This is a genomic window from Pseudomonas sp. E1BtOHC1, assembly GCF_058744285.1.
The window spans coordinates 6,641,757-6,664,001 of record NZ_CP196023.1; the positions used below are offsets into that span (position 1 = coordinate 6,641,757).

At 60.7% G+C, this 22,245-nt stretch carries 19 protein-coding genes; 7 read left to right on the plus strand and 12 right to left on the minus strand.

The window, feature by feature from the left end; translation table 11 throughout:
- Positions 1-208 precede the first annotated feature (208 nt).
- Positions 209-1,108, plus strand: a complete 900-nt coding sequence (locus ACSSVC_RS30000; RefSeq protein WP_346633990.1) for a GlxA family transcriptional regulator — start codon at positions 209-211, stop codon at positions 1,106-1,108.
- Between the two features lie 42 nt (positions 1,109-1,150).
- Here the strand turns inward: ACSSVC_RS30000 and zapE are convergent, their stop codons facing one another.
- The 3 genes from zapE to ACSSVC_RS30015 all read right to left on the minus strand — a co-directional run bounded on the left by zapE (position 1,151) and on the right by ACSSVC_RS30015 (position 4,343).
- Positions 1,151-2,245 (minus strand): cell division protein ZapE, encoded by a 1,095-nt coding sequence (gene zapE, locus ACSSVC_RS30005; RefSeq protein WP_346633852.1) that lies wholly within the window; start codon positions 2,243-2,245, stop codon positions 1,151-1,153.
- Between the two features lie 88 nt (positions 2,246-2,333).
- Entirely contained in the window at positions 2,334-3,689 is a 1,356-nt protein-coding gene (locus ACSSVC_RS30010) for a tryptophan--tRNA ligase (protein ID WP_404937626.1), read from the minus strand.
- Between the two features lie 24 nt (positions 3,690-3,713).
- Positions 3,714-4,343, minus strand: coding sequence for an alpha/beta hydrolase (locus ACSSVC_RS30015; RefSeq protein WP_346633850.1), 630 nt, complete (start codon positions 4,341-4,343; stop codon positions 3,714-3,716).
- 144 nt (positions 4,344-4,487) lie between these two features.
- Here ACSSVC_RS30015 and ACSSVC_RS30020 point away from each other — a divergent pair, with 144 nt between their 5' ends.
- Positions 4,488-4,922 (plus strand): Z-ring associated ZapG family protein, encoded by a 435-nt coding sequence (locus ACSSVC_RS30020; protein ID WP_123724784.1) that lies wholly within the window; start codon positions 4,488-4,490, stop codon positions 4,920-4,922.
- Between the two features lie 77 nt (positions 4,923-4,999).
- Here ACSSVC_RS30020 and ACSSVC_RS30025 read toward each other — a convergent pair whose 3' ends face one another.
- The 4 genes from ACSSVC_RS30025 to ACSSVC_RS30040 all read right to left on the minus strand — a co-directional run bounded on the left by ACSSVC_RS30025 (position 5,000) and on the right by ACSSVC_RS30040 (position 7,481).
- Positions 5,000-5,746 carry a YiaD family glycine zipper/OmpA-like lipoprotein gene (locus ACSSVC_RS30025; RefSeq protein WP_346633849.1) on the minus strand — a complete coding sequence of 249 codons (747 nt, stop codon included), beginning with the start codon at positions 5,744-5,746 and terminating at the stop codon, positions 5,000-5,002.
- Positions 5,747-5,857: 111 nt separating this feature from the next.
- On the minus strand, positions 5,858-6,502 hold the full coding sequence (locus tag ACSSVC_RS30030) for an MBL fold metallo-hydrolase (protein WP_404937627.1): 645 nt from the start codon (positions 6,500-6,502) through the stop codon (positions 5,858-5,860).
- A 58-nt stretch (positions 6,503-6,560) separates the two neighbouring features.
- Positions 6,561-7,061: a methylated-DNA--[protein]-cysteine S-methyltransferase gene (locus tag ACSSVC_RS30035; protein WP_404937628.1), complete on the minus strand. Its 501-nt coding sequence runs from the start codon at positions 7,059-7,061 to the stop codon at positions 6,561-6,563.
- Between the two features lie 165 nt (positions 7,062-7,226).
- Positions 7,227-7,481, minus strand: coding sequence for a hypothetical protein (locus ACSSVC_RS30040; RefSeq protein ID WP_346633846.1), 255 nt, complete (start codon positions 7,479-7,481; stop codon positions 7,227-7,229).
- 302 nt (positions 7,482-7,783) lie between these two features.
- Between ACSSVC_RS30040 and ACSSVC_RS30045 the strand changes: the two genes are divergently transcribed.
- The 3 genes from ACSSVC_RS30045 (at position 7,784) to ACSSVC_RS30055 (ending at position 10,929) form a co-directional block, all read left to right on the plus strand.
- Positions 7,784-8,458, plus strand: coding sequence for a response regulator transcription factor (locus ACSSVC_RS30045; protein WP_346633845.1), 675 nt, complete (start codon positions 7,784-7,786; stop codon positions 8,456-8,458).
- Positions 8,451-9,782 (plus strand): sensor histidine kinase, encoded by a 1,332-nt coding sequence (locus ACSSVC_RS30050; RefSeq protein ID WP_346633844.1) that lies wholly within the window; start codon positions 8,451-8,453, stop codon positions 9,780-9,782. Before ACSSVC_RS30045 ends, ACSSVC_RS30050 begins: the two co-directional genes overlap by 8 nt.
- 244 nt (positions 9,783-10,026) lie before the next feature.
- Entirely contained in the window at positions 10,027-10,929 is a 903-nt protein-coding gene (locus ACSSVC_RS30055) for a LysR family transcriptional regulator (protein WP_102860294.1), read from the plus strand.
- Positions 10,930-11,018: 89 nt separating this feature from the next.
- Here the strand turns inward: ACSSVC_RS30055 and ACSSVC_RS30060 are convergent, their stop codons facing one another.
- The 5 genes from ACSSVC_RS30060 to ACSSVC_RS30080 all read right to left on the minus strand — a co-directional run bounded on the left by ACSSVC_RS30060 (position 11,019) and on the right by ACSSVC_RS30080 (position 20,163).
- A complete protein-coding gene (locus ACSSVC_RS30060; protein ID WP_346633843.1) occupies positions 11,019-13,754 on the minus strand; it encodes a winged helix-turn-helix domain-containing protein in 2,736 nt (911 codons plus the stop codon).
- A gap of 308 nt (positions 13,755-14,062) precedes the next feature.
- The gene (locus tag ACSSVC_RS30065; protein WP_346633842.1) at positions 14,063-15,427 is read right to left on the minus strand and encodes a DUF1329 domain-containing protein; all 1,365 of its coding nucleotides are present in this window, start codon (positions 15,425-15,427) and stop codon (positions 14,063-14,065) included.
- Between the two features lie 30 nt (positions 15,428-15,457).
- On the minus strand, positions 15,458-17,341 hold the full coding sequence (locus tag ACSSVC_RS30070) for a DUF1302 domain-containing protein (protein WP_346633841.1): 1,884 nt from the start codon (positions 17,339-17,341) through the stop codon (positions 15,458-15,460).
- A gap of 338 nt (positions 17,342-17,679) precedes the next feature.
- Positions 17,680-19,362, minus strand: a complete 1,683-nt coding sequence (locus tag ACSSVC_RS30075; RefSeq protein WP_346633840.1) for a fatty acid--CoA ligase — start codon at positions 19,360-19,362, stop codon at positions 17,680-17,682.
- A 171-nt stretch (positions 19,363-19,533) separates the two neighbouring features.
- Positions 19,534-20,163: a LysE family translocator gene (locus ACSSVC_RS30080; protein WP_346633839.1), complete on the minus strand. Its 630-nt coding sequence runs from the start codon at positions 20,161-20,163 to the stop codon at positions 19,534-19,536.
- A gap of 84 nt (positions 20,164-20,247) precedes the next feature.
- On the opposite strand from ACSSVC_RS30080, the gene ACSSVC_RS30085 reads away from it, so the two are divergent.
- Positions 20,248-21,213: a 2-hydroxyacid dehydrogenase gene (locus ACSSVC_RS30085; protein WP_346633838.1), complete on the plus strand. Its 966-nt coding sequence runs from the start codon at positions 20,248-20,250 to the stop codon at positions 21,211-21,213.
- Between the two features lie 30 nt (positions 21,214-21,243).
- Positions 21,244-22,242 (plus strand): methyltransferase, encoded by a 999-nt coding sequence (locus ACSSVC_RS30090; protein ID WP_404937631.1) that lies wholly within the window; start codon positions 21,244-21,246, stop codon positions 22,240-22,242.
- Positions 22,243-22,245 lie beyond the last annotated feature (3 nt).

Here is a 22,245-nt window from a genome sequence, read left to right on the forward strand (position 1 = left end):
TGCCAGAGCCTAAGCCCAGGCACCTGCACGGGACACTGGACACATCCGACAAAAAATAAGACGATCCAGCCGTCTGGTGACCACTTTCCCCTATAAGAACAATTGAATTATGTCTAACCAAACCTCCACGCCCTTGCGGCGCGTCAGCATCCTGGCTATCGACCGGGTTTTCGCTTCCACCCTCATGCAGGCCAAGGATTTTTTTCATCTGGCCAGCCTGCGTTACGGCAAACAACTGGGCCAAGGCCTGACTCCGGCGTTCGAAACTCGCCTGGTCAGCCCCGACGGCCAGCCGGTCTGCAGCTTCAGCAATGTGATCATGCCGGTGGATGGTGCGCTGGAAGATGCCGAAGTGATCATTCTCCCGGCCTTCTGGGATGACTTCGACACCCTGTGCCAGCGTTACCCACAGATACTGCCCTGGCTGCGTACCCAGCACGCCCGCGGCGCGGTGCTTTGCGGTGAAGCCACCGGGGTTTTCTGGTTGGCTGAAGCCGGATTGCTCGACGGCAAGGAAGCCACCACCTACTGGCGCTTCTTCAGCACCTTCAACGAACGCTTCCCCAAGGTCCAGCTCAATCAGGACAAGCACCTGACGGACGCTGACAACCTCTACTGCGCCGGCGGCACCACCTCGGCCTGCGACCTGTACATTTACCTGATCGAGCGGTTCTGCGGAGCCAACGTAGCCCAAGCAGTAGCTCGGGACATCCTCTACGAAGTGCAACGCAGCTACGCCCCCGGGCGCATCGGCTTCGGCGGCCAGAAGCTGCACCAGGATGTGATCATCCTGCAGATCCAGCACTGGCTCGAAGAGCACTTCGCAGACAAGTTCCGCTTCGAAGACGTGGCCCGCGAACATGGCATGAGCATTCGCAACTTCATGCGCCGCTTTCAAACCGCTACCGGTGACAAGCCCCTGCACTACCTGCAGCGTCTACGCATCGAAACCGCCAAGGGTCTGCTTTCAGGGACCCGCAAGAGCATCAAGACCATCAGCTATGAAGTCGGCTACGACGACGCCAGCTTCTTCGCCCGCCTGTTCCGCCAGCACACCGAACTCTCCCCCAATCAATACCGCCAGCAGTTCCAGCAACAGGCGGCATAAAAAAAGGGCCTGCAATGCAGGCCCTTTTTCATTGGCTCGAGATTATGGCTTGTGCGCCCGCGACAGAAACTCGTGGGACTGCATCTCCAGCAACCGGCTGAGGGTGCGCTGGAACTCGAACGTCAGGCGCCCTCCGGTATAGAGGTCCTTGAGTTCGACCTCGGCGGAGATGATCAGCTTGACGTTACGGTCATAGAACTCGTCGACCATGTTGATGAAGCGCCGAGCGATATCGTCCGTGGTGACGCTCATCTGCTCCACGCCGCTGAGCAGTACCGCATGGAAGATCTTGCCCAATTCGATGTAGTCGTTCTGGCTACGAGGGCCATCGCACAGTTCGCGGAAGTCGAACCAGGCCACGTCATCACAGGTGCGCAGCGCACGAATTTCTCGGTTCTCGATGATCAACACATCGTTTTCCACTGACTGAGTGCACTCTGGCGTCAGCGCACGGAAGCTCTTGCGCAGGCTTTCATGGGCAGCTTCGTCCAATGGATAGTGAAACAGCTCCGCCTGCTCCAGATGCCGCAGACGGTAGTCGACGCCACTGTCGACGTTGACGATCTCGGTGTTCTGCTTGATCAGGGCGATGGCCGGCAAGAAGCGCGCACGCTGCAGACCGTCCTTGTACAAACCATCCGGAACGATGTTCGAAGTCGCCACCAGGGTCACACCGTTCTTGAACAACTCTTCCATCAAGGTGCCAAGAATCATCGCGTCGGTAATGTCAGACACGAAGAACTCATCAAAACAGATCACCCGCGCCTCTTGTGAGAAACGCTTGGCAATGATGGTCAGCGGATTCTTCTCGCCACCCAGAGTTTTCATTTCTTCGTGTACGCGCTTCATAAAGCGGTGAAAGTGCGTACGAACCTTTTCCTTGAACGGCAAGGCTTCGAAGAAGGTGTCCACCAGATAAGTCTTTCCGCGCCCTACGCCCCCCCAGAAGTACAGACCCTTGACCGGCGTCTGATCCTTCTTGCCAAAGAGCTTGCCGAGCAGTCCCGGCTTGTTTTGCTCGGCCGCGATCAGATCCTCATACAGGCGCTGCAGATGACGCACAGCGGTTTCCTGTGCCGCGTCATGAAAGAAGTCCGGGCGTTTCAGATCTGCTTGGTATCGTTCTAGGGGCGTCATAATTCGTTAGCAAGGCAACAAAAACGGGCCGTCACTTTAGCGACGGCCCTGGGGAATGGCAATCAGCCCTTGGTCGGGAAGATTCCGATTAGTCCTGCGCCGGGGTCAGCGCAATCCGCAGTGCATCTATGGCTGCGTCACGCGCGGCAGTGTCAGCGAAGGCTGGGCTGTCAGCCACGCAGGCGCCATCCAGCCAAACGCTGAAACTGCCGGCTTCGCTACGCAGATCCAGCTCCTGCCCCGATTGCAGCAGTTTGGTCACCGCACCGGCGGCCTTACCGTCGGCGAAGTTGCGCGACAGCAGCAACTGCTCACCATCGGCGGACAGCAAGCGGAAACGGAAGCTACCATCGTCTTCACGGAAGCTGATGAAGCGCGCGGCCTTGGCGGTCTTTTTCTTGGTCGTGGCGGCAACCTGCACCTGGCTGGCAAAGGAACGCAAGCCCACGGCTTCGCGCAGCTCGGCAAGGAACGGCGTGGCCACGGCACGAGCTTTAGCGGCACCGGCACGCAGAATGTCTTCCAGGTCCCCGGGACGGGCAATCAACTGGTGGTAGCGCTCACGGGCCTCACCCAATTCGCCATCCAGCAACTGGAACAGACGGTTCTTGGCTTCGCCCCAGCCCAGCCCCTGCAACAGCTCAGTACGGAACTCGGCGGCCTGCGACGGGGTAGAAAACGCCTGGAACAGAGTGAACAGATGGGAGTTGTCCGGGTCCTTGGCCTCACCCGGCGCCTTGGAATCGGTGACGATCCGCGAGATCGCATCCTTCATGTCCTTGGCACTGGTGAACAGCGGAATGGTGTTGTCGTAGCTCTTGGACATCTTGCGACCGTCCAGGCCAGGCAGGGTGGCAACACTTTCCTCGATCAATGCCTCGGGCATGGTGAAGAACTCCTTGCCCTGACCAAACAGATGGTTGAACCGCTGACCGATGTCCCGGGCCATTTCCACGTGCTGGATCTGATCACGACCCACCGGCACTTTGTGTGCGTTGAACATCAGGATGTCCGCAGCCATCAGCACCGGATAGCTATAGAGCCCCATGGTGATGCCGGCATCCGGGTCTTCACCGGTTTCGAGGTTCTTGTCCACCGATGCCTTATAAGCATGGGCGCGATTGAGCAGACCCTTGGCGGCGACACAGGTCAGCAGCCAGGTCAGTTCCGGAATCTCCGGAATGTCCGACTGACGGTAGAAAGTCACACGCTCCACATCCAGACCACCTGCCAGCCAGGTAGCCGCGATTTCCTGGCGCGAACGCTGAATGCGCAACGGGTCATCGCACTTGATCAACGCGTGATAGTCGGCCAGGAAGTAGAAGGAGTCGGCATTGCTGTCGCGGCTGGCGAGGATCGCCGGGCGAATCGCGCCGGCGTAGTTGCCCAGATGCGGGGTGCCGGTGGTGGTGATGCCGGTGAGGATACGCGTACGAGTAGTCATGGGTAATCGCTTATCAGACTGCTATCAATTCGAAAGTCGCGGCAGCACCAGATCCTTGAGATCAGTGAGCTTGCCATGAAAAAAGTGCCCGCATTCTGCCACTTTCAGCAGCTCATGGGGGCGAACAAGCGCGTCGGACCAGTCATAGACCGCTTGAGGGTCAATGACTTCATCGGTTTCTGGCTGGATCAGGGTCAGCGGGCAGTTTTCCGGCAGCAGGTCGGTATCGCGCAGACGGGTCACCGCCGCCGCCACCATGAACAGGTGCTTGAGCTGCACGCCCTGGGCCTCCAGGCGCCCGCCAAGGCTGGCGGCGACAAAACCGCCGAAGGAGAACCCCAGCAGGGTCAAGGGCAGCTCCGGATGCTTGGCCTGCAACCATTGGGCGGCAGCCTGGGCGTCATCGACTTCGCCACTGCCCATGTCGTGACTGCCTTCACTGGCACCAACACCTCGATAGTTGAAACGCAAGGTGATCAGACCGGCATCCCGTGCGGTGCGCTGCAAGGTGGACACCACCTTGTTGAGCATGGTGCCGCCCTGCACCGGGTTGGGGTGACAAATCAGTGCCACGCCGCGAGGATCGGGCACCTCCAGATACAGGGCTTCCAGTTGGCCCACCGGGCCGGCAATCACTACAGGGGTTTCACGCATTAGCAAGGAAGGAACTCCGTGACCTCGAAGGGGGTCGACTCGTCTAGCAAATGGTCTGTGCCAATCTATTGCGAGTGAATCGCGGTATACAGCGCAGGTTCGAGCCGTTAACGTAAAGCAAAGCCGTTTATAGAGGAAGGACTCGTGGAACACTCGCTCTTAGTTTGGTTGTTGCCGACTCTTGCCCTGGTCGCGGGTGTCGCCATTGGATTCCTGGTTGCTCGCCTGCTGCCCAATGCCGCGCCTAACCGCACGCAGCGTCAGTTGGACGATATTCAGGAACGTTTCGACAATTATCAGAATGAAGTGGTCACCCATTTCAACAGCACTGCCACCCTGGTGAAAAAGCTCACCCAGAGCTATCAGGAAGTGCAGGACCATCTCGCCGAGGGTGCCAATCGCCTGGCCCTGGACGAGCTGACCCGGCAACGCCTGCTGGCCGCACTGCACTCGGAGTCGGCACAAGCTCCGCGGGAGCGTCTGACTCCACCGCGGGATCAGGAGCCACCACGGGACTACGCACCGAAGACACCAAACGCTCCGGGCATGCTCGACGAGCAATACGGCTTGAAGAAGTAATCCGCTTCAGTCATTAAAAAGCCCGCCCGATTTGCATCGGGCGGGCTTTTTTATATCTGGGATTCCAGTCGACTCAATCAGTACTGCTGACCTTGCTGCTGGTAGGGCTGCTGGTATTGCTGACCAGGCTGCTGATACTGCTGGCCCGGGATTGCCTTGAGGTTGACCTCAACACGACGGTTCTGTGCTCGGCCGTTGACGTCGGCGTTGCTGGCGATCGGATTATCCGGACCAGCACCGCGAGCGGACAGGTTGGCACTGCTCACACCCTGGGAAGTCAGGTAGGTCGCCACGCTCTGGGCACGACGCTGGGACAGGTCCATGTTGTGCTGACGGCTGCCGGTGCTGTCGGTGTAGCCGACGATCTCGATCTGGTTCTGGTTGAACTCGCGCAGGGAGTTGGCCAGGTTGTTCAGCGGTTGGTAGAAGCTTGAGGCGATGTTCGCCGAGTCAGTGGCGAACGTGATGTTGCCCGGCATGATCAGCTTGATCTGATCACCCTGACGCTGCACTTCAACCCCGGTATTGGCCATGCTGGCGCGCAGTTTCTTCTCCTGCTGGTCGGCGTAGTAACCGTAACCGGCGGCGGAGGCACCCACTACGGCGGCACCGATCAACGCGCCCTTGCCACGGTTGTTGTGGTCAATGGCAGCACCGGCCAATGCACCAGCCAGGGCACCCAGGCCACCGTATTTTGCAGTTTTGCTCATGCCCGACGAACCGCCGTCGGCCTGCCCCTGGTTGTCATAGGGGTTAGGCGAAGCGCAGCCGGACAACAAGGCCACAGCAGTAGCGACAATAATCAAACGACGCGAGGTGAACATGGAAAGCTCCTACATTTTGCATTCTGTGGTGCAGCGGACGTTGGCAACAGACCTTTGCTGGCGTTGGAACACACAGAGCGGCAAAAATTCCGTCAGCGACCAGGCAAAAAGTCAGGCTCTCACAAACGGGTTCTGGCGCATCTCATCGCCCAATCGAGTGTCTGGGCCGTGCCCGGCAATCACTGTGGCGTCTTCATCGAGGGTATACAGACGCTGCTTGATCGAACGCACCAGGGTGGCCTGATCACCGCCCCACAAGTCCGTGCGCCCGACCCCGCGCTTGAACAGCGTGTCGCCGGCAATCAGAAGCTTAGCCTCAGAAAACCAAAAGCTCATGGAACCTGGGGTATGCCCGGGAGTATGCAGAGCCACGCCGCAACCGCAGGCCAGTTCCTCATCGTCGTCCAGCCAGCGGTCCGGGGACGGGACCGGTGTGTAGGGCACGCCAAACATGCTGCACTGCATCTCCAGGTTGTCCCACAGGAACTGGTCGTCCTTGTGCAGATGCAAGGTGGCGCCGGTCTTTTCCTTCATCTGCCCGGAGGCGAGAAAATGATCCAGGTGCGCATGGGTATGAATGATGCTCACCACCTTCAACCCCAGAGAATCGAGGCGGGCCATGATCAAATCGGGATTGCCTCCCGGATCGACAACTATGGCTTTCTTGGTCAGCGGGTCGCCAATGATGGTGCAGTTGCACTGCAGCGGGCCGACGGGGAAGGTTTCACGGATAAGACTGGGTTTGGCGGCGTCCATGGAAGGGTTCCAGAAAAAACGATGACACATTCTGGCACAGCTCGCCGCCAGCACTCACTCAGAACGCCAGTTGCAGCGTCTCCTCGCCTTCCAGCGCCAGCAGGAACTGCTTGGCTTCAAGCCCCCCGGCAAACCCGGTCAGGCTCCCCGAAGCGCCGATCACTCGGTGACAGGGAGCCACAATCGAGATCGGGTTACGGCCATTGGCTGCGCCCACTGCCCGCACCGCCTTGGGACTGCCGATCTGCCGGGCAATCTGGCTGTAGCTGCGGGTTTCACCGAAAGGAATGGTCAGCAACGCCTGCCAGACCTTGCACTGAAACTCGGTACCGGCGAAATCCAGCTCAAGCTCGAAGCGCTCACGGCTGCCAGCAAAGTACTCCCGGAGCTGACGCTCGGCTTCCAGCAGCAGAGGATGGTCAACCGCCTCCTGCAAAGGCCCGAGACGTACCCGGTTCTGCCGTTCGTGCTCCCAGAGAATCGCTGCCAGCTTCGTCCCTCTGGCCACCAGAGTCAGTTGGCCAACGGGGGACGCCATCAGTTTGAATACGCAGGACATCTCAGGTCTCCTTCAATCCGCCAGTGGAATCGGACCCGGAACCCTGTGGTTCATGGCCTTCCTCTCAGTACACCGACACTGTAAAGCGAGATTCAAGCGCAAGAACCACGTTTCTTGCGCTTGAACTCGACGGCGAATCATTCTGAGTGCCGGGCAGAGCCGAAGCTAGTCGTCCTCATCCACCAGGAAACAGTTGTCACTGCTACTGCGCTGGCCATAGGGATCGACAATGAAGGCCCCGCGCCCCTGGCCGCATTCGAGCAAGCGCACCGGAGAGAGTTCGCGCTGCCGGTCGATCTGCGCATTGAAGCGCATGATGTAGACCCCCAGGGAAATCGATACACAGAGAATCAGCACCAGACACAACACCAACTGATCGGTGTAGCTGGCGCCGGCCTTATCAGCATGCACTGATGACATGATCGGATCCTGCCTGCTCAACGCTGTGGCCAATCAGTAACCAGTTCAGGGGGCCGCCCCCTCCCAGGCGCCCCCAAGGTGCCTGGGAAGGCAGGGCGCAGGCCATCAGGACGAGAAGAATCAGAACCAGCAGGATTCCTTTGACCACCGAAGTCAGGTTCATGGCGGTGCCACGCTCTGGAGTTAAGAAGAGCCCCAGCTTAGAGACGACCGGGTTAACACCGGGTAAACATCGGCAGAAAGCCGCCCGACTCCGCTATCCTTCGGCCCATTGAGCGCCAAGGGTCCAAGGGGACGTTTCCGTGCATATTCAACTGCTACTGGTCGAGGACAACCTCGACCTGGCCAATACTGTCATCGAGTACCTGGAAATCAGCGGCATCGTCTGCGACCACGCCAGCAACGGTCAGACCGGCCTTAACCTGGCTCTAAGCCAGCACTACGACGTTATCCTGCTGGACATCATGCTGCCGCGACTGGACGGCCAGCAGCTGTGCCAACAGTTGCGCCTGCAAGGCAGCCAGACACCGATCCTGATGCTTACCTCGCTGGATGCCCTTTCCGACAAGCTCGCCAGCTTCGCTGCCGGGGCCGACGACTATCTGGTCAAGCCCTTTGAAATGGCGGAACTGGTGGCCCGTATTCGCGCCCTGAGCATGCGCCGCAGCGGCCAGGCGAGCCGCCTGCAAGTGGCCGACCTGGTGATGGAACTGTCTACCCGCAAGGTCAGCCGCGCCGGCCAGGAGCTGCATCTGTCGCCCATTTGCTGGACCCTGCTGGAGTGTCTGATGCGTGCCAGCCCGGAGCCGGTGACCCGGGAACGCCTGGAGGCAACAATCTGGGGCGACGAGCCACCGGACAGCAACACCCTCAAAGTGCACATGCACCGACTGCGCAAGACCGTGGACAAGTCCTTCGGCCAGCCGCTGATCCACACCCTCCCCGGTATTGGTATCCAACTGAGGTCACATGCGTAACGGTTTGGGTCTGAAATGGGTGATCAGCGGCAGCTTCCTGCTATTGATCGCCGTGGTGTTGTTGATCTACAGCCTGCTGCTGCCGGAATACAGTGTCCGCGGCCTGCTCTATACCGCCAGCGCGATGATGGAGGAGGAAGCCCAGTACTTCGCCAGGCATTACAAGAAAGATCCGAACACCCCACCGCCGCACAACTACTTCTATACCAGCGTCATCGGCAAAGAGGCGCTGCCAGAGAAAATCCGTCAGATGCTGGACACGCCACCCAGCCTGTCCTTCGGTGCGGTGCAGGTGTTTGGCGACCTGGAGTCCGATGATGAGGATGAAGGGCGGGCGATCCTGGCCCAGCCCCTGGCTGACGGCAAGACCCTGTACATGTACGACGTCGACCACGACCAGGAAGAAGGCGGCGAAGTCGAAACGCCACTGTCCGATGCCTACCTGGATCATGAGCTGCGAGGCGTCATCTTCATCAGCCTCGCGGTGTTTATCCCGGCGCTGATCATCATTGCCCTGCTGGTCTGGTGGCTGGTTCGTCCACTGGGGCGACTGGCCCAGTGGTCCACGACCCTGAAGGATGCGGAGTCCAGCCAACGGCCGAATTTCAGTTTCAAGGAGTTCAATATGCTGGCCGACGCCCTGGCCCAAAGCGTGCAGCAAGTTCAGGCCGCAAGCCTGCGCGAAGGTCGCCTACTGCGCTATACCAGCCATGAACTGCGCACGCCGCTGGCGGTGCTCAAGGCCAATATCGAACTGCTGACCCTGCAATCCGGCGGCGTCCTGCCCCCGCCCCTGCAACGCATCGAGCGCTCGGTGCTGAACATGCAGCGCATCGCGGAAACCTTGCTGTGGATGAGCCGCGAACTGCCTGAGCCCTTGCCGGAGGAAGCCATCGACATGAGCGGCCTGGTCAATGAACTGATCGAGGAACACCGCTACCTGATCGGCACGCGGGATATCGAACTGATCCTCGACATCAGTAGCGAACCCTGCCGCCTGCCCCTGACCGCCTGCCGCATCGTGGTGGGCAACTTCCTGCGCAATGCCTTGCAATACGCCGATGAAGGCAGTGTCGAGATCAGCTTCGAGCACCCGCAGTTGCGTATCGTCAACCGCATCCGCGAAGCCAAGCAGTTGGAGCCCTCCAGCGACTTCGGCTATGGCCTGGGCCTGGAGTTGATGTGCCAGCTATGCGCACGGCTGGGCTGGCATATCGAAGTGCTCGACGAGCAGCAGCACTTTACTGTCACCCTGAATTTCGAAGCTGCTCCATCCCCCGAGCCGTTACCGGCTCCAGAGAGCCCGCCCGACGCCAACGGATAAGCCTCGTGTTCCTGGTCCAGGACCCGCAAGGCGAGGAAATATGTCTTCGCAAGCGATGAAAAAACTGCCTAAACCTCGTCCTTTCCAACAGCGCTTATGGGTATTGTTGAGGGACAAAAAATCATGCCTGGGGCTGGCCGGTGCATAACTTGCTTGCATGGAGCGCAATGCGATTGGCGTGATGCAATCAAGCGCCGGGTCAGTACGACCCATCCCCGTGCCCAGGCAAAGAATGAGGTTCGCTGTGGCCGCCTACAATCTGCGTCAACTCAAGTACTTCATCACCACCGTCGAATGCGGCAGTGTCGCTGAAGCGTCACGCAAGCTGTACATCGCCCAGCCGTCGATCTCCACCGCCATCAAAGGCCTGGAGGACAGCTTCGGCGTGCAGTTGCTGATCCGCCATCACGCCCTGGGCGTATCCCTGACCCCAAGTGGTGCACGCTTCTACCGCAAGGCCCAGGAGCTACTGCGCATGGCCAAGGAGTTCGAGCAGAACGCCCTGGCGGACAACGACGTGGTGGCCGGACAGATCGACATCGGCTGCTTTGAAACCGTCGCGCCTTTGTACCTGCCACAACTGATCGCCGGCTTCAGTGCCCTGTATCCCGGGGTGGAGATCCGTATCCGCGATGGCGAACAGCAGGAACTGGTACAGGGCTTGACCGGCGGCGCCTTCGACCTGGTGATCCTGTACGAGCACGAACTGGACGGCACCATCGAAACCGAGCCGCTGATGCCACCGCAAAGGCCCTACGCGTTGCTTCCCGCCGACCACCGCTACGCCCAGCAAGCCCAGGTTTCACTGCGGGACCTGAGCCTGGAACCGATGATCCTGCTGGATGTGCAGCCGAGCCGGACCTACTTCGTCAGCCTGTTCGAGGAGCTGGGATTGACGCCACAGATCGCCTTCAGCTCGCCCTCCATCGAGATGGTGCGGGGCATGGTGGGCCAAGGCTTCGGTTTTTCGATTCTGGTAACCCGCCCCCACTCCCAGTGCTCCTACGACGGCAAGCCGGTGGTGTGCGTGGACATTGTCGAGGACGTGACCGGCTCCGGGCTGGTGGCGGCCTGGCTCAAGCGTGGCCAATTGACCAAACCGGCGCGCCTGTTCGCCGATTACTGCAAACAGCACCTGGCCCGATAACCCCGGGCCCGGCGCAGTGTCAGGACGCAGATGCTGCCAATCGGCCCACAGCGATGGGCCAGCAGAAGGCCTCGCCAGCAGAGTGGCGCCTAACCCAGCAACCCCAATTCCTGGGCCCGCGCCACAGCCTGTGTACGGCGCTCCACCCCCAGCTTGCTGTTGATATGGCTGGCATGGGTTTTCACCGTATGCAGCGAAATGAACAAGCGTTCGCTGATTTCCTGATTGGAACAACCCTGGGCAATCAATTGCAGCACCGACAGCTCCCGGGAACTCAACGACTCACTGTGAGCCGCCACCTCAGGAAGCTCACGGGGGGCTGCAGGCAAGCGCTCCAACAGGGCCTGGGTCAAGGCGGTCGACACGCAGTGCTGCAGTTGCTCGCGCATCCAGCAGGGGTGACTGCGGATCAAGCTCTCGAAAGGTTGCACCGCGCCCCCCACCGCCGCTTCCAGGGCCCGGGCAAAGTCCTGTCGTGCCTCTGGGCCGCGCCCGGACGCCAGTAACAGCAGGGCTTTCTGGGTCAGGGCCATAACGCTCAACAGCTGCCGACCGCTTTGCTGGCCATGTTCCACCAATCGATTCAAGCGCTGTTCGGCTCGGGCAGAGTCGCCCTTGATGGTTTCCAGCTGGGCCTGCTGCAATTCGATGTGCAAGGGCAACTGCGGATGGAACTCCGGCGGCGCCGCTGCCTGTTCCCCGGTGTAGGTCTGGCCCAGCCTCGCCAGCCAGGCCTCGGCCAGGTCGGTGCGGCCCTGGGCCAGCCAGAGTTCGCATTTCACCAGGGTGATCATCGCCAGGTAGTAGATCGGTGGCACGTCCCAGATATGCATCAGGCGCTCGGCCTCGGCCAGCTCGGCAAAGGCCCGGGAAAACTCGCCCCGCAGGCCCTCCTGCTTGGCGATCACGCAATGAGCGATCAGCACACTGATATCGCGACAGGCCCGGGCCTCCACCAATCCGGCTTGTAAACGCACCAGGCCGGCCTCGGGCTGGGCTCGCAAGGTCAACAGATAACCCTCATAGAGGGTCAGCCGGGCCCGCACTGCGTACAGTCTTTGAGCCGACAGGCCCTGCAGGCGCCGTAATCCCTGATGCACCTCTTCCAGGGCCCGTAGCACTTCACCCCGGGCCTGCAGAACCCGCGCCCGATCATAGTGGGCCAGGGCCTCGAACAACGGATTGCCGACCCGCTGCGCCAGCTCCAGAGACTCACGATTGAGGCTGCGGGCGCGCCACAGATCGGCGTCGGTAATCGCCAGGTTGGACAAGGTCGACAGGCACATCAGGCGTTGCCCGTAGCGCTTGTGCGGCAGGCTTTCCAGGGCTTCGCTGCAGTAGGCCAGGGTCAGCTCCCGTTGCCCGCGCCCGCGAGCGATGATCCCGCTCAACGCCAGCCATTGCGCCAGCATCGACTTCTGCGCAGTGGCCGAAGGCGCCGGCAGGAAACGACTCAGGTGATCCGCCAGCTCCTCTGCCGCATCCAGCTGGCAGGCCAGGCCCAGGGCCCAGCTGTAGAGCACGATCAGCCTTGGTGTGCTGATGAGCAGGCTGTCAGGCAGGTCCATCTTCCAGCGCAGCAGCATGCCGACATTCTGCTCAGCCAGCAGTTGCTCCTCCGACAGGTTCTGCACCAGGTTGGCCGCCACATCCAGGTGTCCGGCGCGCAGCGCCTGCTCCACGGCCTCGTCCAGCAGCCCTTGAGCGTTGAACCAGCGACAGGCCCGCAAGTGCAGGCTGGCGGCCGGCACCAGGGTATTGGCCGTGGGCCGGGTGCGCAGCAGATCGGAAAACAGATGGTGATAGCGATACCAGTGTCCGTGTTCGTCCAGGGGCACCAGGAACACTTGGTGGGCCTGCAGAAAACCCAGGATCTCGGCACTGTCATGGGCTTCGCGCAGGGCGTCGCAGAGCTCGGCGCAGAAGCGCTCCTGGGGCGCCGTGTCATAGAGGAAAGCCTGGACTTCGGCGGGCAGGCAGTCGATGACCTCTTCCAGCAGGTAGTCGCGGATCAGCCCTTCGCCTCCATGCAATCCCTGGGGCAAGGTGCCCAGCGCACCCGCCTCGGACGCTGCCAGTAGCCAGAAACGCAATCCGGCAACCCAGCCCTCGCTGCGCTGGATCAGGCTTTCCAGAGCCTCGCCGCGCAAGGAGCTGCTGTGGCGGTCCAACAAGCTGAGGGATTCGTCATGGGTCAGGCGCAGATCCTGCTCATTCAGCTCCAGCAACTGTCGTGAGAGCCGCAGCCGCGCCAGATGCCAATCCGGACGCTGACGACTGGTGACCAATACCAGCAGACCATCGGGCAGGTGATTGAGAAAAAACTGCAGGCAACGATCGAGCACCGGCCCCTGGGCCAGGTGATAGTCGTCCAGGACCAGCAACAGCGGCGTGTTGCTGGACAGGTGAATCGCCAGTTCGTCCAGCAAGCCATCCAGCCACTCTTCAAAGGCGAAAGGCTGATGGCGCTGGCGCATTTTCAACAGACCGAGAGACTGCCGGCCCAATTGGGGATAGTACTGCTGCAAACCGGCCAGCAAGCGTTCGAGGAAGCGCCCGGGATCACTGTCTCGGCGACTCAACCCCAGCCATAGGCTCTGCCAGTTGTCCGGCAAACCCTGGCAGAACTCCACCGCCAGCGAGCTCTTGCCGAACCCGGCCGGCGCACTGACCAGCAACAGTCTTCCCTTCAACCCGGCACTCAAGCGCTCGCAAAGACGCGGCCGCTGCACGTATCCGTCGGGCAGAGGGGGTCGATAGAAACGCCCTTCCAACGCAGGAATCACCGCGCTGGCAGACCGTTGAAGGGGGGACAGCTCAGTCATGGCCAACTCTTATTGATGTAGGGTTGTCGGCGTAGCAGATGCCCGCAGACTAGCGGTAAAAAGCGACCTGTTGAAGATTTTTGCGACCATTCGAGTGAAAAAGACTATGACCAAATGGGTCAGATACATCTGATTTATCAGCCGATATTTCAGTTATTTATCCGGCAACCTGCTAATTCGCCTAGAGAAAGCCCGCCGGAGCAGCCTAGATTGTTGTGCATATCTGCGAATGCACAATTTTTCAGGCAAAAAAAAGCCCCGAACCAGTCGGGGCAATTTCCGAGGATGCGGCCTCTATTGACAGCGGATCAGCGAACTCCGTCCTGACGCAGGGCGGCTGGAGTGAAGTCACTGGTGGTTGCGGTGAAGCCGAAGTCATACGCCTGCTTCTCTTCGTTCTTCATGCCCAGTGCCAGGTAGCGGCCGGACTGCAGGTCGTAGAGGGTTTCCAGGGCATACCACGGCACTTGCTTGTCGTAGTAGTTCTCGGCGTGGGCTTCGGCCACACGCCACAGTTGGCCACGACCGTCATAGTGGTCGATCACCGCAGCTTGCCAGGTGTCTTCGTCGATATAGAAGTCACGCTTGGCGTAGATGTGGCGCTGGCCTTCCTTCAAGGTGGCGACCACATGCCAGACCCGGCGCAACTCGTAACGAGCCAGGTCCTGGTTGATGTGCCCGGCCTTGATGATGTCGGCGTACTTCAGGCTCGGCGAGTCGAGCTTGTAGCTGTCGGAGGCGATGTACATCTCCTTCTTGCCTTCCAGTTTCCAGTCGTAGCGATCCGGCGCACCGTTGTACATGTCCAGGTTGTCGGAAGTCCTCAGACCGTCGGCGGCGGTACCCGGGCCGTCATAGGAGACTTGCGGAGCACGACGCACACGACGCTGACCGGCGTTGTAGACCCAGGCCGAACGCGGTTCCTTCACTTGGTCGAGGGTTTCGTGGACCAGCAGCACACCACCGGCCAGACGCGCCGGGGCCGTCACTTTCTGCTTGAAGTAGAACAGGATGTTGCCCGGGTTCTTCGGATCGTAGTCCTTCATCTTGTCGCGGAACACGAACTGGTCCTGGAAGTACACCAGGCTGTAGGAGCCGTTGGCCTGCGGCGTGGCCTGGGTCACCAGACGGGTCACGCTGCCACCGCGATAGCGGGTGATGTGGTTCCAGATGACTTCCACACCGCTCTTGGGAATCGGGAACGGAATCGCGGTTTCGAAGTTCTCCAGGCCGTTGCCGCCGGACACCAGGTTGGTGCTGGTGGCGTTGCGCTTGATCGCGGCGAACACCTCAGCCGGCACCGTGGCCCCGCGATGGGACGGATAGACCGGCATCTTGAAGGTTTCCGGGTAGCGCTTGAACATCGCGTACTGCCCCGGGGCCAGCTTGTCCTTGTACTGCTCGACGTTCTGCGCGGTGATGGTGAACTGCGGCTGCTCGCTGCCATAAGGGTTGGACAGGAAACCCTTGCTGTCCACAGTGCCGGCGTTGGTTGCCAGGGGCTTCCAGGCGGGAATGGTGCCGGCAGCGTTACCGGCCATTTCCGCGCCCATCGGCGTCAGGCTGGTGCCCAGCTTGGCCGCTTCATCGGCCGAGACCGCGGCCATGACCCCGGTCGCTAGCAGTGACAGTCCCAGCACACCGACGTGCAACAGACTCTTGGTGATTTTCATATTGTTGTTCTTCCTGAAAATGCAGTGTGCTTAGAAGTTCACGCCAACGCTCAAGGCGAGGAAGTCCCGGTCATCCACGGTGCTGTAGTCGCCACCGAAGAAGTTGGTGTAAGCCAGGCTCGCGGTGTAGGTGTTCTGATACTCGGCGTCCAGGCCCAGGCTGATGGCCTTGCGACCTTCCTCGAAGTTGGCGCCAGGACCTGGCGAGTAGCCCTTGACGTCGTGGGACCAGGCCACGTTCGGCTTGAGGTTCACACCGGCGAATACATCCGGGTATTCCCAGATGGCCCGACCGCGGTAGCCCCAGGAGGTGGCGGTGGTGAAGCCGTCGTTGTTGCAGTTGCTGCTGAGATTGCTGGCATCTGCGCCCGGTCCTGCGCCGGCGATGGTGGTGGAGTTGAGTGCGCGACAGGTGTTTTGCCCGCCGGTGGCTGGCAAGGCGCCAGGACCAAACACCGGATCACGTCCATAACGGACATCCGACTTGCTCTCCAGACCGCCGACGTGGGTAACCCCCACCTCACCCACCAGAGTCAGACGGCTGGCGCCCATGACCTGATCAAAGAAGTGCGTGAAGGTGGTCTGGAATTGAGTGATTTCCTTGCGGCGATAGCCATGCAGGTCCTGTCCAGGAATCCCGTCGAGCAAGGAGGCGTTGGTGTAGGCCCCCCCCAAGCGCCGAACAGCGGAATAGAGAATATCGGTACTGTTCAACTGCACCGGCGCATTCGGCCGATAGCTCAGTTCGCCGCTCCAGGCGGTACCTGTAGGCAAAGTGGTGGAGAAGCTCAGTCCGTACAGGCGGATGTCTTCCGGATACTCGATAAAGTACTTCGAGTTACCGGCAATCCACACCGGCGCCAATGCGCCAAACGCTCCGGCGATGTTGTATGCCGACTGAGGAGCCCCCGTAGCACTGAAGATCGGTGCACGGCTGTGATAGTTCATGAAGTAAGCGCCGAACTCAGTGTCCAGCGGCTCGAAGTTGTAACGGAACGCCGCGCCAAACTGACCACTGTCACGGGCGTCACGGTCGCCACTACGGCGCACCAGAGCACCCTCCTCGTTTATATCTACTCCACGTGCGGTAAGGTTCGCCAGGCCAGCAGGGCTCAGCCTGGCAATGGTCGAACGCTTGGACAGGAGTCGCAGATTGTCGTCACAGCCATCGGAAATGTTGTCCGGCTGGGAGAAGAAGGTGCCGCAGTTATCGGTAACGGTCTGGTCCCATTCCAGCTGGTAGAAGGCTTCGGCCGACAGGTTCTCGGTCAGGTTCTGGGAGATGTAGAACATGTTGACCGGGATCAGGCCTTCCTTGACCTCGGCACCGGGACGGCGGAACGCCGACACGTCGATGGGGTTGATCGAGTTGATACCGCCGCCGATGAAAGTACTTTCACCCCAGCTTACGACCTGCTTACCCAAACGCACCGAACCCGGCTCATCGGCAATGGAGTAGTTGTGATAGACGAAGGCATCGAGGATCTGCCCGCCGGAGGACTTGGCGCCTTCCTTGCGGTTGTTGTCGCTGATGTTCTTGAAGTCCATGTCTTCGTCTTTGAGCTTGAAGTCATACCAGTACTTGCCACGAACAAACACACCGGTATCGCCGTACTTCAACTCCAGGTCATGGATGCCCTTGAAGATCTTCGAGAAGGTCTGGCCCTTGTTGAAGTTCAAGTGGCCGTCATCGGTGGTCTGGGACAGGCCCTTGCCGCCATTGTTGACCCCGATCAGGTCCTTGTTGCGTCCGGCGGTCGACCAACTGGCCCCCACCGACAGGGACGAATCGAAGCTACCTTCGATTTCACCGATATTGAAGCTGACGCCGAATGCAGGCCCGGCGAGCGTGGAGGCGAGACCGACGGCCAGGGGCAGTTTCGCCCGGCGCCAGAACTGGTTTGCTGATGTCATCGACGCTACTCCATGTGCATTATTGTTATGGCAGTACGCTTTTCTGAAAACGCTTCGAATACCGGTTGGATGAACACTTGTCCCGGCTCCGAAGTTGCGTGGCGCGAGCACCCCGCAATGCTCCGTCGTTCAGAAAAATCCGTGAACGGACTATATCCAGCAGGGATTACTGCTTGATCCCTCTAAAGTGTGATTTGCAGCCACCCACCGCACTGGAACAACCCTTTGCCACAACCTTTGAAAAACGGCGCGGCAAGAATGACTGAAAAATCCGTGAGTACAAGGCAAAGGCTTGCCGGGTGGGCATGCCATGCCCTGGCGGGCACGGCAGAGGACGCTCAAAGCGTGGAGAGGAAGGTGCTGTTACTGGCTTGCCATTCGCTGATGTCGACACGGATGCGCTTCTTGTCGAGCTTGCCAACGCTGGTCTTGGGAATTTCAGTAACAAGGGCAATCTGACTGGGAATTGCCCATTTGCTGAGGTGCCCCAGTTCCACGAACGGCTTGAGGTGTTCCTTAAGCTCCCGGGCACCAATCTCATGGCCTTGGCGGATCACCAGCAAGGCAAACGGGCGCTCGCCCCACTGCGGATCGGCAATGCCCACCACTGCTACCTCACGTACCGCCGGGTGGCGACTGATGAGGTCTTCCAGGTCCAGGGACGAGATCCACTCGCCACCGGTCTTGATCACGTCCTTGATCCGGTCGCGGATGTCGATCACCCCCATGCTGTCCAGGGTCGCCACATCGCCGGTGTGCAACCAGCCGCCGTCCCAGAGCTCGGCGCCCTTCTGCGGCTCGTTGAAATACCCCTCGCTCAGCCAGGGCGCCCGCAGCACCAACTCGCCCTGGGACTCACCGTCCGCCGGCAGGAAGTTGCCCTCGGCATCGATGATCGCCGCTTCCACCAAGGGCCCCGGCACCCCGGCCTTGATCCGGTAGGTGGTGCGTTCATCCTCGCTGCCCGCCATCAACTCCTCATTGAGGTGAGCGCAGGACACCAACGGGCCGGTTTCCGACATGCCGTAGGCGGCGGTCAGCTGGATGCCCTTGGCCTTGGCCGCCTCGTACAGCGCACGGTTCAACGCACTGCCGCCGATGACGATCTTCCAGCCACCGAAATCGGTGTTCTGGGCCGCCTTGGCATTGAGCACCATCTGCAGGATGGTCGGCACACAGTGGGAGAAGGTGACCTTCTCCCGGCGCCACAGCTCCACCAGGTACTCCGGGTCGTAACGCCCGGGATAGACCTGCTTGAGCCCAAGCATGGTGGCCACATAGGGCAGACCCCAGGCGTGCACATGGAACATCGGCGTAATGGGCATGTACACGTCGTTGGTGCCCAGCAGGCGCACGCTATCGATGGAGCCCATGATGGTGGACACACCCATGGTGTGCAGCACCAGTTGCCGATGGGTGAAATACACACCCTTGGGATTGCCGGTGGTCCCGGTGGTGTAGAAGGTGGTGGCCACCGAGTTTTCGTCAAAATCCTCGAAGGAGTACTGGGGGCTGGCAGCGGCCAGCAGGGTCTCGTACTCGCCCACCAGATTCGGCAAATCGGCAGTCTTCTCCGGCGCGTCGGTGAGCAGCAGGGTTTTCTCCACCGTGGTCAAGTGCCCGGCGATGGCCTGGTACAGGCCGACGAACTCGCTGTTGACCAGCACGAAGCGGTCCTCGGCGTGGTTCATGGTGTAGAGGATCTGCTCCGGCGACAGACGCACGTTGATGGTGTGGATCACCGCACCGATCATCGGAATGGCAAACATGCATTCCAGGTAACGATGGCTGTCCCAGTCCATGACCGCCACGGTATCCCCAGCCTTGACCCCGGCCGCAGTCAGTACGTTGGCCAGGCGCGCTACCCGTTCGATCAGGGTCGGGTAGGTGTAACGCAACTGGTCACGGTAGATGATCTCGCGGGTTTTCTCGTAACGGCTGCCGGACATCAGCAACCGTTTGATCAGAAGCGGGTATTGGTAAGCGCCTTCGGCGGGAGGAATAACACGAGTCTGCAACATAAGAATCCCTTTTCTGACGGCTCGGTCGTGACTGGAGGATTCCCACTCTAGAGTTCCCGAGCGCCGGCTAAATCAGCCAAAGGGATGATTTGCAGGGCCGCACCAATACTAGCTCCAGGCCAGTATCGGTGCGGCTCAGGTGATCCTGTGTGTCCCGCCCGAGCAGCGCGATCAATGCATCTCGGTGAACGCCAGTTTTACGCCAATGGCGATCAGCACCGCGCCCATGGTGCGGTCGAACCAGTGCCCCATGCGAGCGAAACCGGCACGCACCCGTTGCTGGCTGAAAAGCATGGCTACCAGACAGAACCAGACGGCAGTGGCCGCCGCCAGATACACCCCGTAGCCAGCCTGGATCGCCAGGGGCGTGTGCGGGTTGATCACCACGGTGAACAGGGAGAGGAAGAACAGGGTCGCCTTGGGGTTCAGCCCATTGGTGACAAAACCAGAAGTAAAGGCGCCGCGCGCGGTACGCACTCCGGCTTCCTTGTGCAGGTCGTCCGCTGCCGGCTTGGCCGGCTGGGCGCGCAGGGCCTTGTAGCCGATGTACAGCAGGTACGCCGCCGCCAACCACTTCAGGGCGTTGAACAGCACGATGGACTGGGAAACGATCAGGCCGATCCCCAGCAATGAGTAACCCACGTGCAGGAAGATCGCACAGCCCACTCCCAGGGCAGTCCAGGTACCGGCGCGGCGGCCGTGGGTCACGCTTTCGCGCACCACTACGGCGAAGTCCGGGCCGGGGCTGGCCACCGCCAGCAAGTGGATCAGGGCAACGGTCAAGAACTCGGTGAGGTACATGCAGGCTCCTGTGTATGTCTAATTATTTCATCTGTTAGGCTCGGCAGATTACGCCTTAGATCCCTCGTGCAAAAGGTACAGTTCATGATCAACAATCGCCGCGCCGTCTTCCTCGATCACAGCTCACTGGACCTGGGTGACCTGGATCTGAGTGCGCTGCATGACTGCTTCAGCCCCCTGCAAGTACATGCCCACACCCCCGCGGACCAAGTGATCGAACGCCTGCAGGGGGCTCAAGTCGCCATCAGTAACAAGGTGGCCCTGAGCGCCGAAACACTGGCGGCCTGCCCTGATCTGCAACTGATCCTGGTGGCCGCCACCGGCACCAACAATGTCGATCTGGCCGCTGCCCGTGGGCAAGGCATCAGCGTCAGCAACTGCCAGGGTTATGGCACCCCATCGGTGGCCCAGCACACCTTGATGCTGCTGCTCAATCTCGCCACTCGGGTTGCCGACTACCAAAAAGCCGTGGCTGCCGGCCGCTGGCAGCAGGCCCAGCAGTTCTGCCTGCTGGACTACCCCATCATCGAACTGGCGGGCAAGACTCTGGGCCTGCTGGGCAATGGCGAACTGGGCAGCGCCGTGGCGCGCCTGGCCGAAGCCTTTGGCATGCGCGTGGTATTGGGGCAGATCCCTGGACGACCGGCCCGACCCGACCGCCTGCCCCTGGAGGAACTGTTGCCCCAGGTGGATGCCCTGACACTGCACTGCCCGCTCAACGAACACACCCGACACTTTATCGGCGCCCGGGAGCTGGCCCTGCTCAAGCCCGGCGCCCTGGTCGTCAATACTGCCCGTGGCGGCCTGATCGACGAACAGGCCCTGGCCGATGCGCTGCGCAGTGGTCATCTTGGGGGCGCAGCCACCGACGTCCTGAGCGTCGAGCCGCCGGCCAACGGCAATCCACTGCTGGCCAGCGATATCCCGCGCCTGATCGTCACGCCGCACAATGCCTGGGGCAGCCGCGAAGCTCGCCAGCGAATCGTCGGGCAACTGACGGAAAATGCCCAAGCCTTCTTCAGTGGCGCCCCACTGCGGGTCGTGAGTTGATAAACTTCGCCACTTTTTTCGGGGGCGACCATGGACACTCGCAGTGAAGTACTGTTACGCCAGGCTCAATTGTTTCAAGGCTCACTGCTGCTGGCCGGCCTAACCGCGGATGACCTGCTGGGTCGCCTGCCCAACGCCCGAGGCTGGAGCTGGCACGCCGGCGATCAGGCAGCCCTGGAGGCACGCTTTCCAGGCCGCAGCCACTTTGGCGTAGCAGCACCGGCAGAATCCTTCGACAGCGCCGTGCTGTTCCTGCCCAAGTCCAAGGACCTCACCGACTACCTGCTCAACGCCCTGGCCTCACGCCTGGCCGGACGCGAGCTATATCTGGTGGGCGAGAAACGCAGCGGCGTGGAGAGCGCCGCCAAGCAACTCAACCCTTTCGGCAAGCCGCGCAAGTTAGACAGTGCTCGACACTGTCAGCTATGGCAGGTGACGGTGGCCAACGCCCCCACGCCGGTAGCGCTGGAGAGCCTGGCCCAGGAGTACGAGCTGCCCCTGGCCGAAGGTCCATTGAAAGTCGTCAGCCTGCCCGGCGTATTCAGCCATGGGCGCCTGGACCGCGGCACCGCGCTGTTGCTGGAGCATCTGGATCACTTGCCCGCCGGCCACCTGCTGGACTTCGGCTGTGGCGCCGGGGTACTGGGAGCCACAGTGAAACGCCGCTACCCGGACAACAGCGTGACCCTGCTCGATGTGGACGCCTTCGCCGCCGCCAGCAGTCGCCTGACCCTGGCCGCCAACGGTCTTGAAGCCGAGGTTCTGACCGGCGACGGCATTGATGCAGCGCCCATGGGATTGAACTGCATCCTGACCAATCCTCCCTTCCATACCGGGGTCCACACCGACTACCAGGCCACAGAAAACCTGCTGCGAAAAGCGGCAAAACATCTGCAAAAAGGCGGCGAACTGCGAGTAGTTGCCAACAGCTTCCTGCGCTATCAGCCACTGATCGAAGAGCACCTTGGACCTTGCGCAATCAAGGCCGAAGGCCAGGGCTTTCGGATTTATCGGGCCAAGCGCGGCTGACAT

Excerpts from the sequence above, each read along its gene's own strand:
- zapE (WP_346633852.1), bottom strand. The coding sequence starts at position 2,245 with ATGACGCCCCTAGAACGATACCAAGCAGATCTGAAACGCCCGGACTTC.
- ACSSVC_RS30010 (WP_404937626.1), bottom strand. The coding sequence starts at position 3,689 with ATGACTACTCGTACGCGTATCCTCACCGGCATCACCACCACCGGCACC.
- ACSSVC_RS30015 (WP_346633850.1), bottom strand. The coding sequence starts at position 4,343 with ATGCGTGAAACCCCTGTAGTGATTGCCGGCCCGGTGGGCCAACTGGAA.
- ACSSVC_RS30025 (WP_346633849.1), bottom strand. The coding sequence starts at position 5,746 with ATGTTCACCTCGCGTCGTTTGATTATTGTCGCTACTGCTGTGGCCTTG.
- ACSSVC_RS30030 (WP_404937627.1), bottom strand. The coding sequence starts at position 6,502 with ATGGACGCCGCCAAACCCAGTCTTATCCGTGAAACCTTCCCCGTCGGC.
- ACSSVC_RS30035 (WP_404937628.1), bottom strand. The coding sequence starts at position 7,061 with ATGTCCTGCGTATTCAAACTGATGGCGTCCCCCGTTGGCCAACTGACT.
- ACSSVC_RS30040 (WP_346633846.1), bottom strand. The coding sequence starts at position 7,481 with ATGTCATCAGTGCATGCTGATAAGGCCGGCGCCAGCTACACCGATCAG.
- ACSSVC_RS30050 (WP_346633844.1), top strand. The coding sequence starts at position 8,451 with ATGCGTAACGGTTTGGGTCTGAAATGGGTGATCAGCGGCAGCTTCCTG.
- ACSSVC_RS30060 (WP_346633843.1), bottom strand. The coding sequence starts at position 13,754 with ATGACTGAGCTGTCCCCCCTTCAACGGTCTGCCAGCGCGGTGATTCCT.
- ACSSVC_RS30065 (WP_346633842.1), bottom strand. The coding sequence starts at position 15,427 with ATGAAAATCACCAAGAGTCTGTTGCACGTCGGTGTGCTGGGACTGTCA.
- ACSSVC_RS30070 (WP_346633841.1), bottom strand. The coding sequence starts at position 17,341 with ATGACATCAGCAAACCAGTTCTGGCGCCGGGCGAAACTGCCCCTGGCC.
- ACSSVC_RS30075 (WP_346633840.1), bottom strand. The coding sequence starts at position 19,362 with ATGTTGCAGACTCGTGTTATTCCTCCCGCCGAAGGCGCTTACCAATAC.
- ACSSVC_RS30080 (WP_346633839.1), bottom strand. The coding sequence starts at position 20,163 with ATGTACCTCACCGAGTTCTTGACCGTTGCCCTGATCCACTTGCTGGCG.
- ACSSVC_RS30085 (WP_346633838.1), top strand. The coding sequence starts at position 20,248 with ATGATCAACAATCGCCGCGCCGTCTTCCTCGATCACAGCTCACTGGAC.
- ACSSVC_RS30090 (WP_404937631.1), top strand. The coding sequence starts at position 21,244 with ATGGACACTCGCAGTGAAGTACTGTTACGCCAGGCTCAATTGTTTCAA.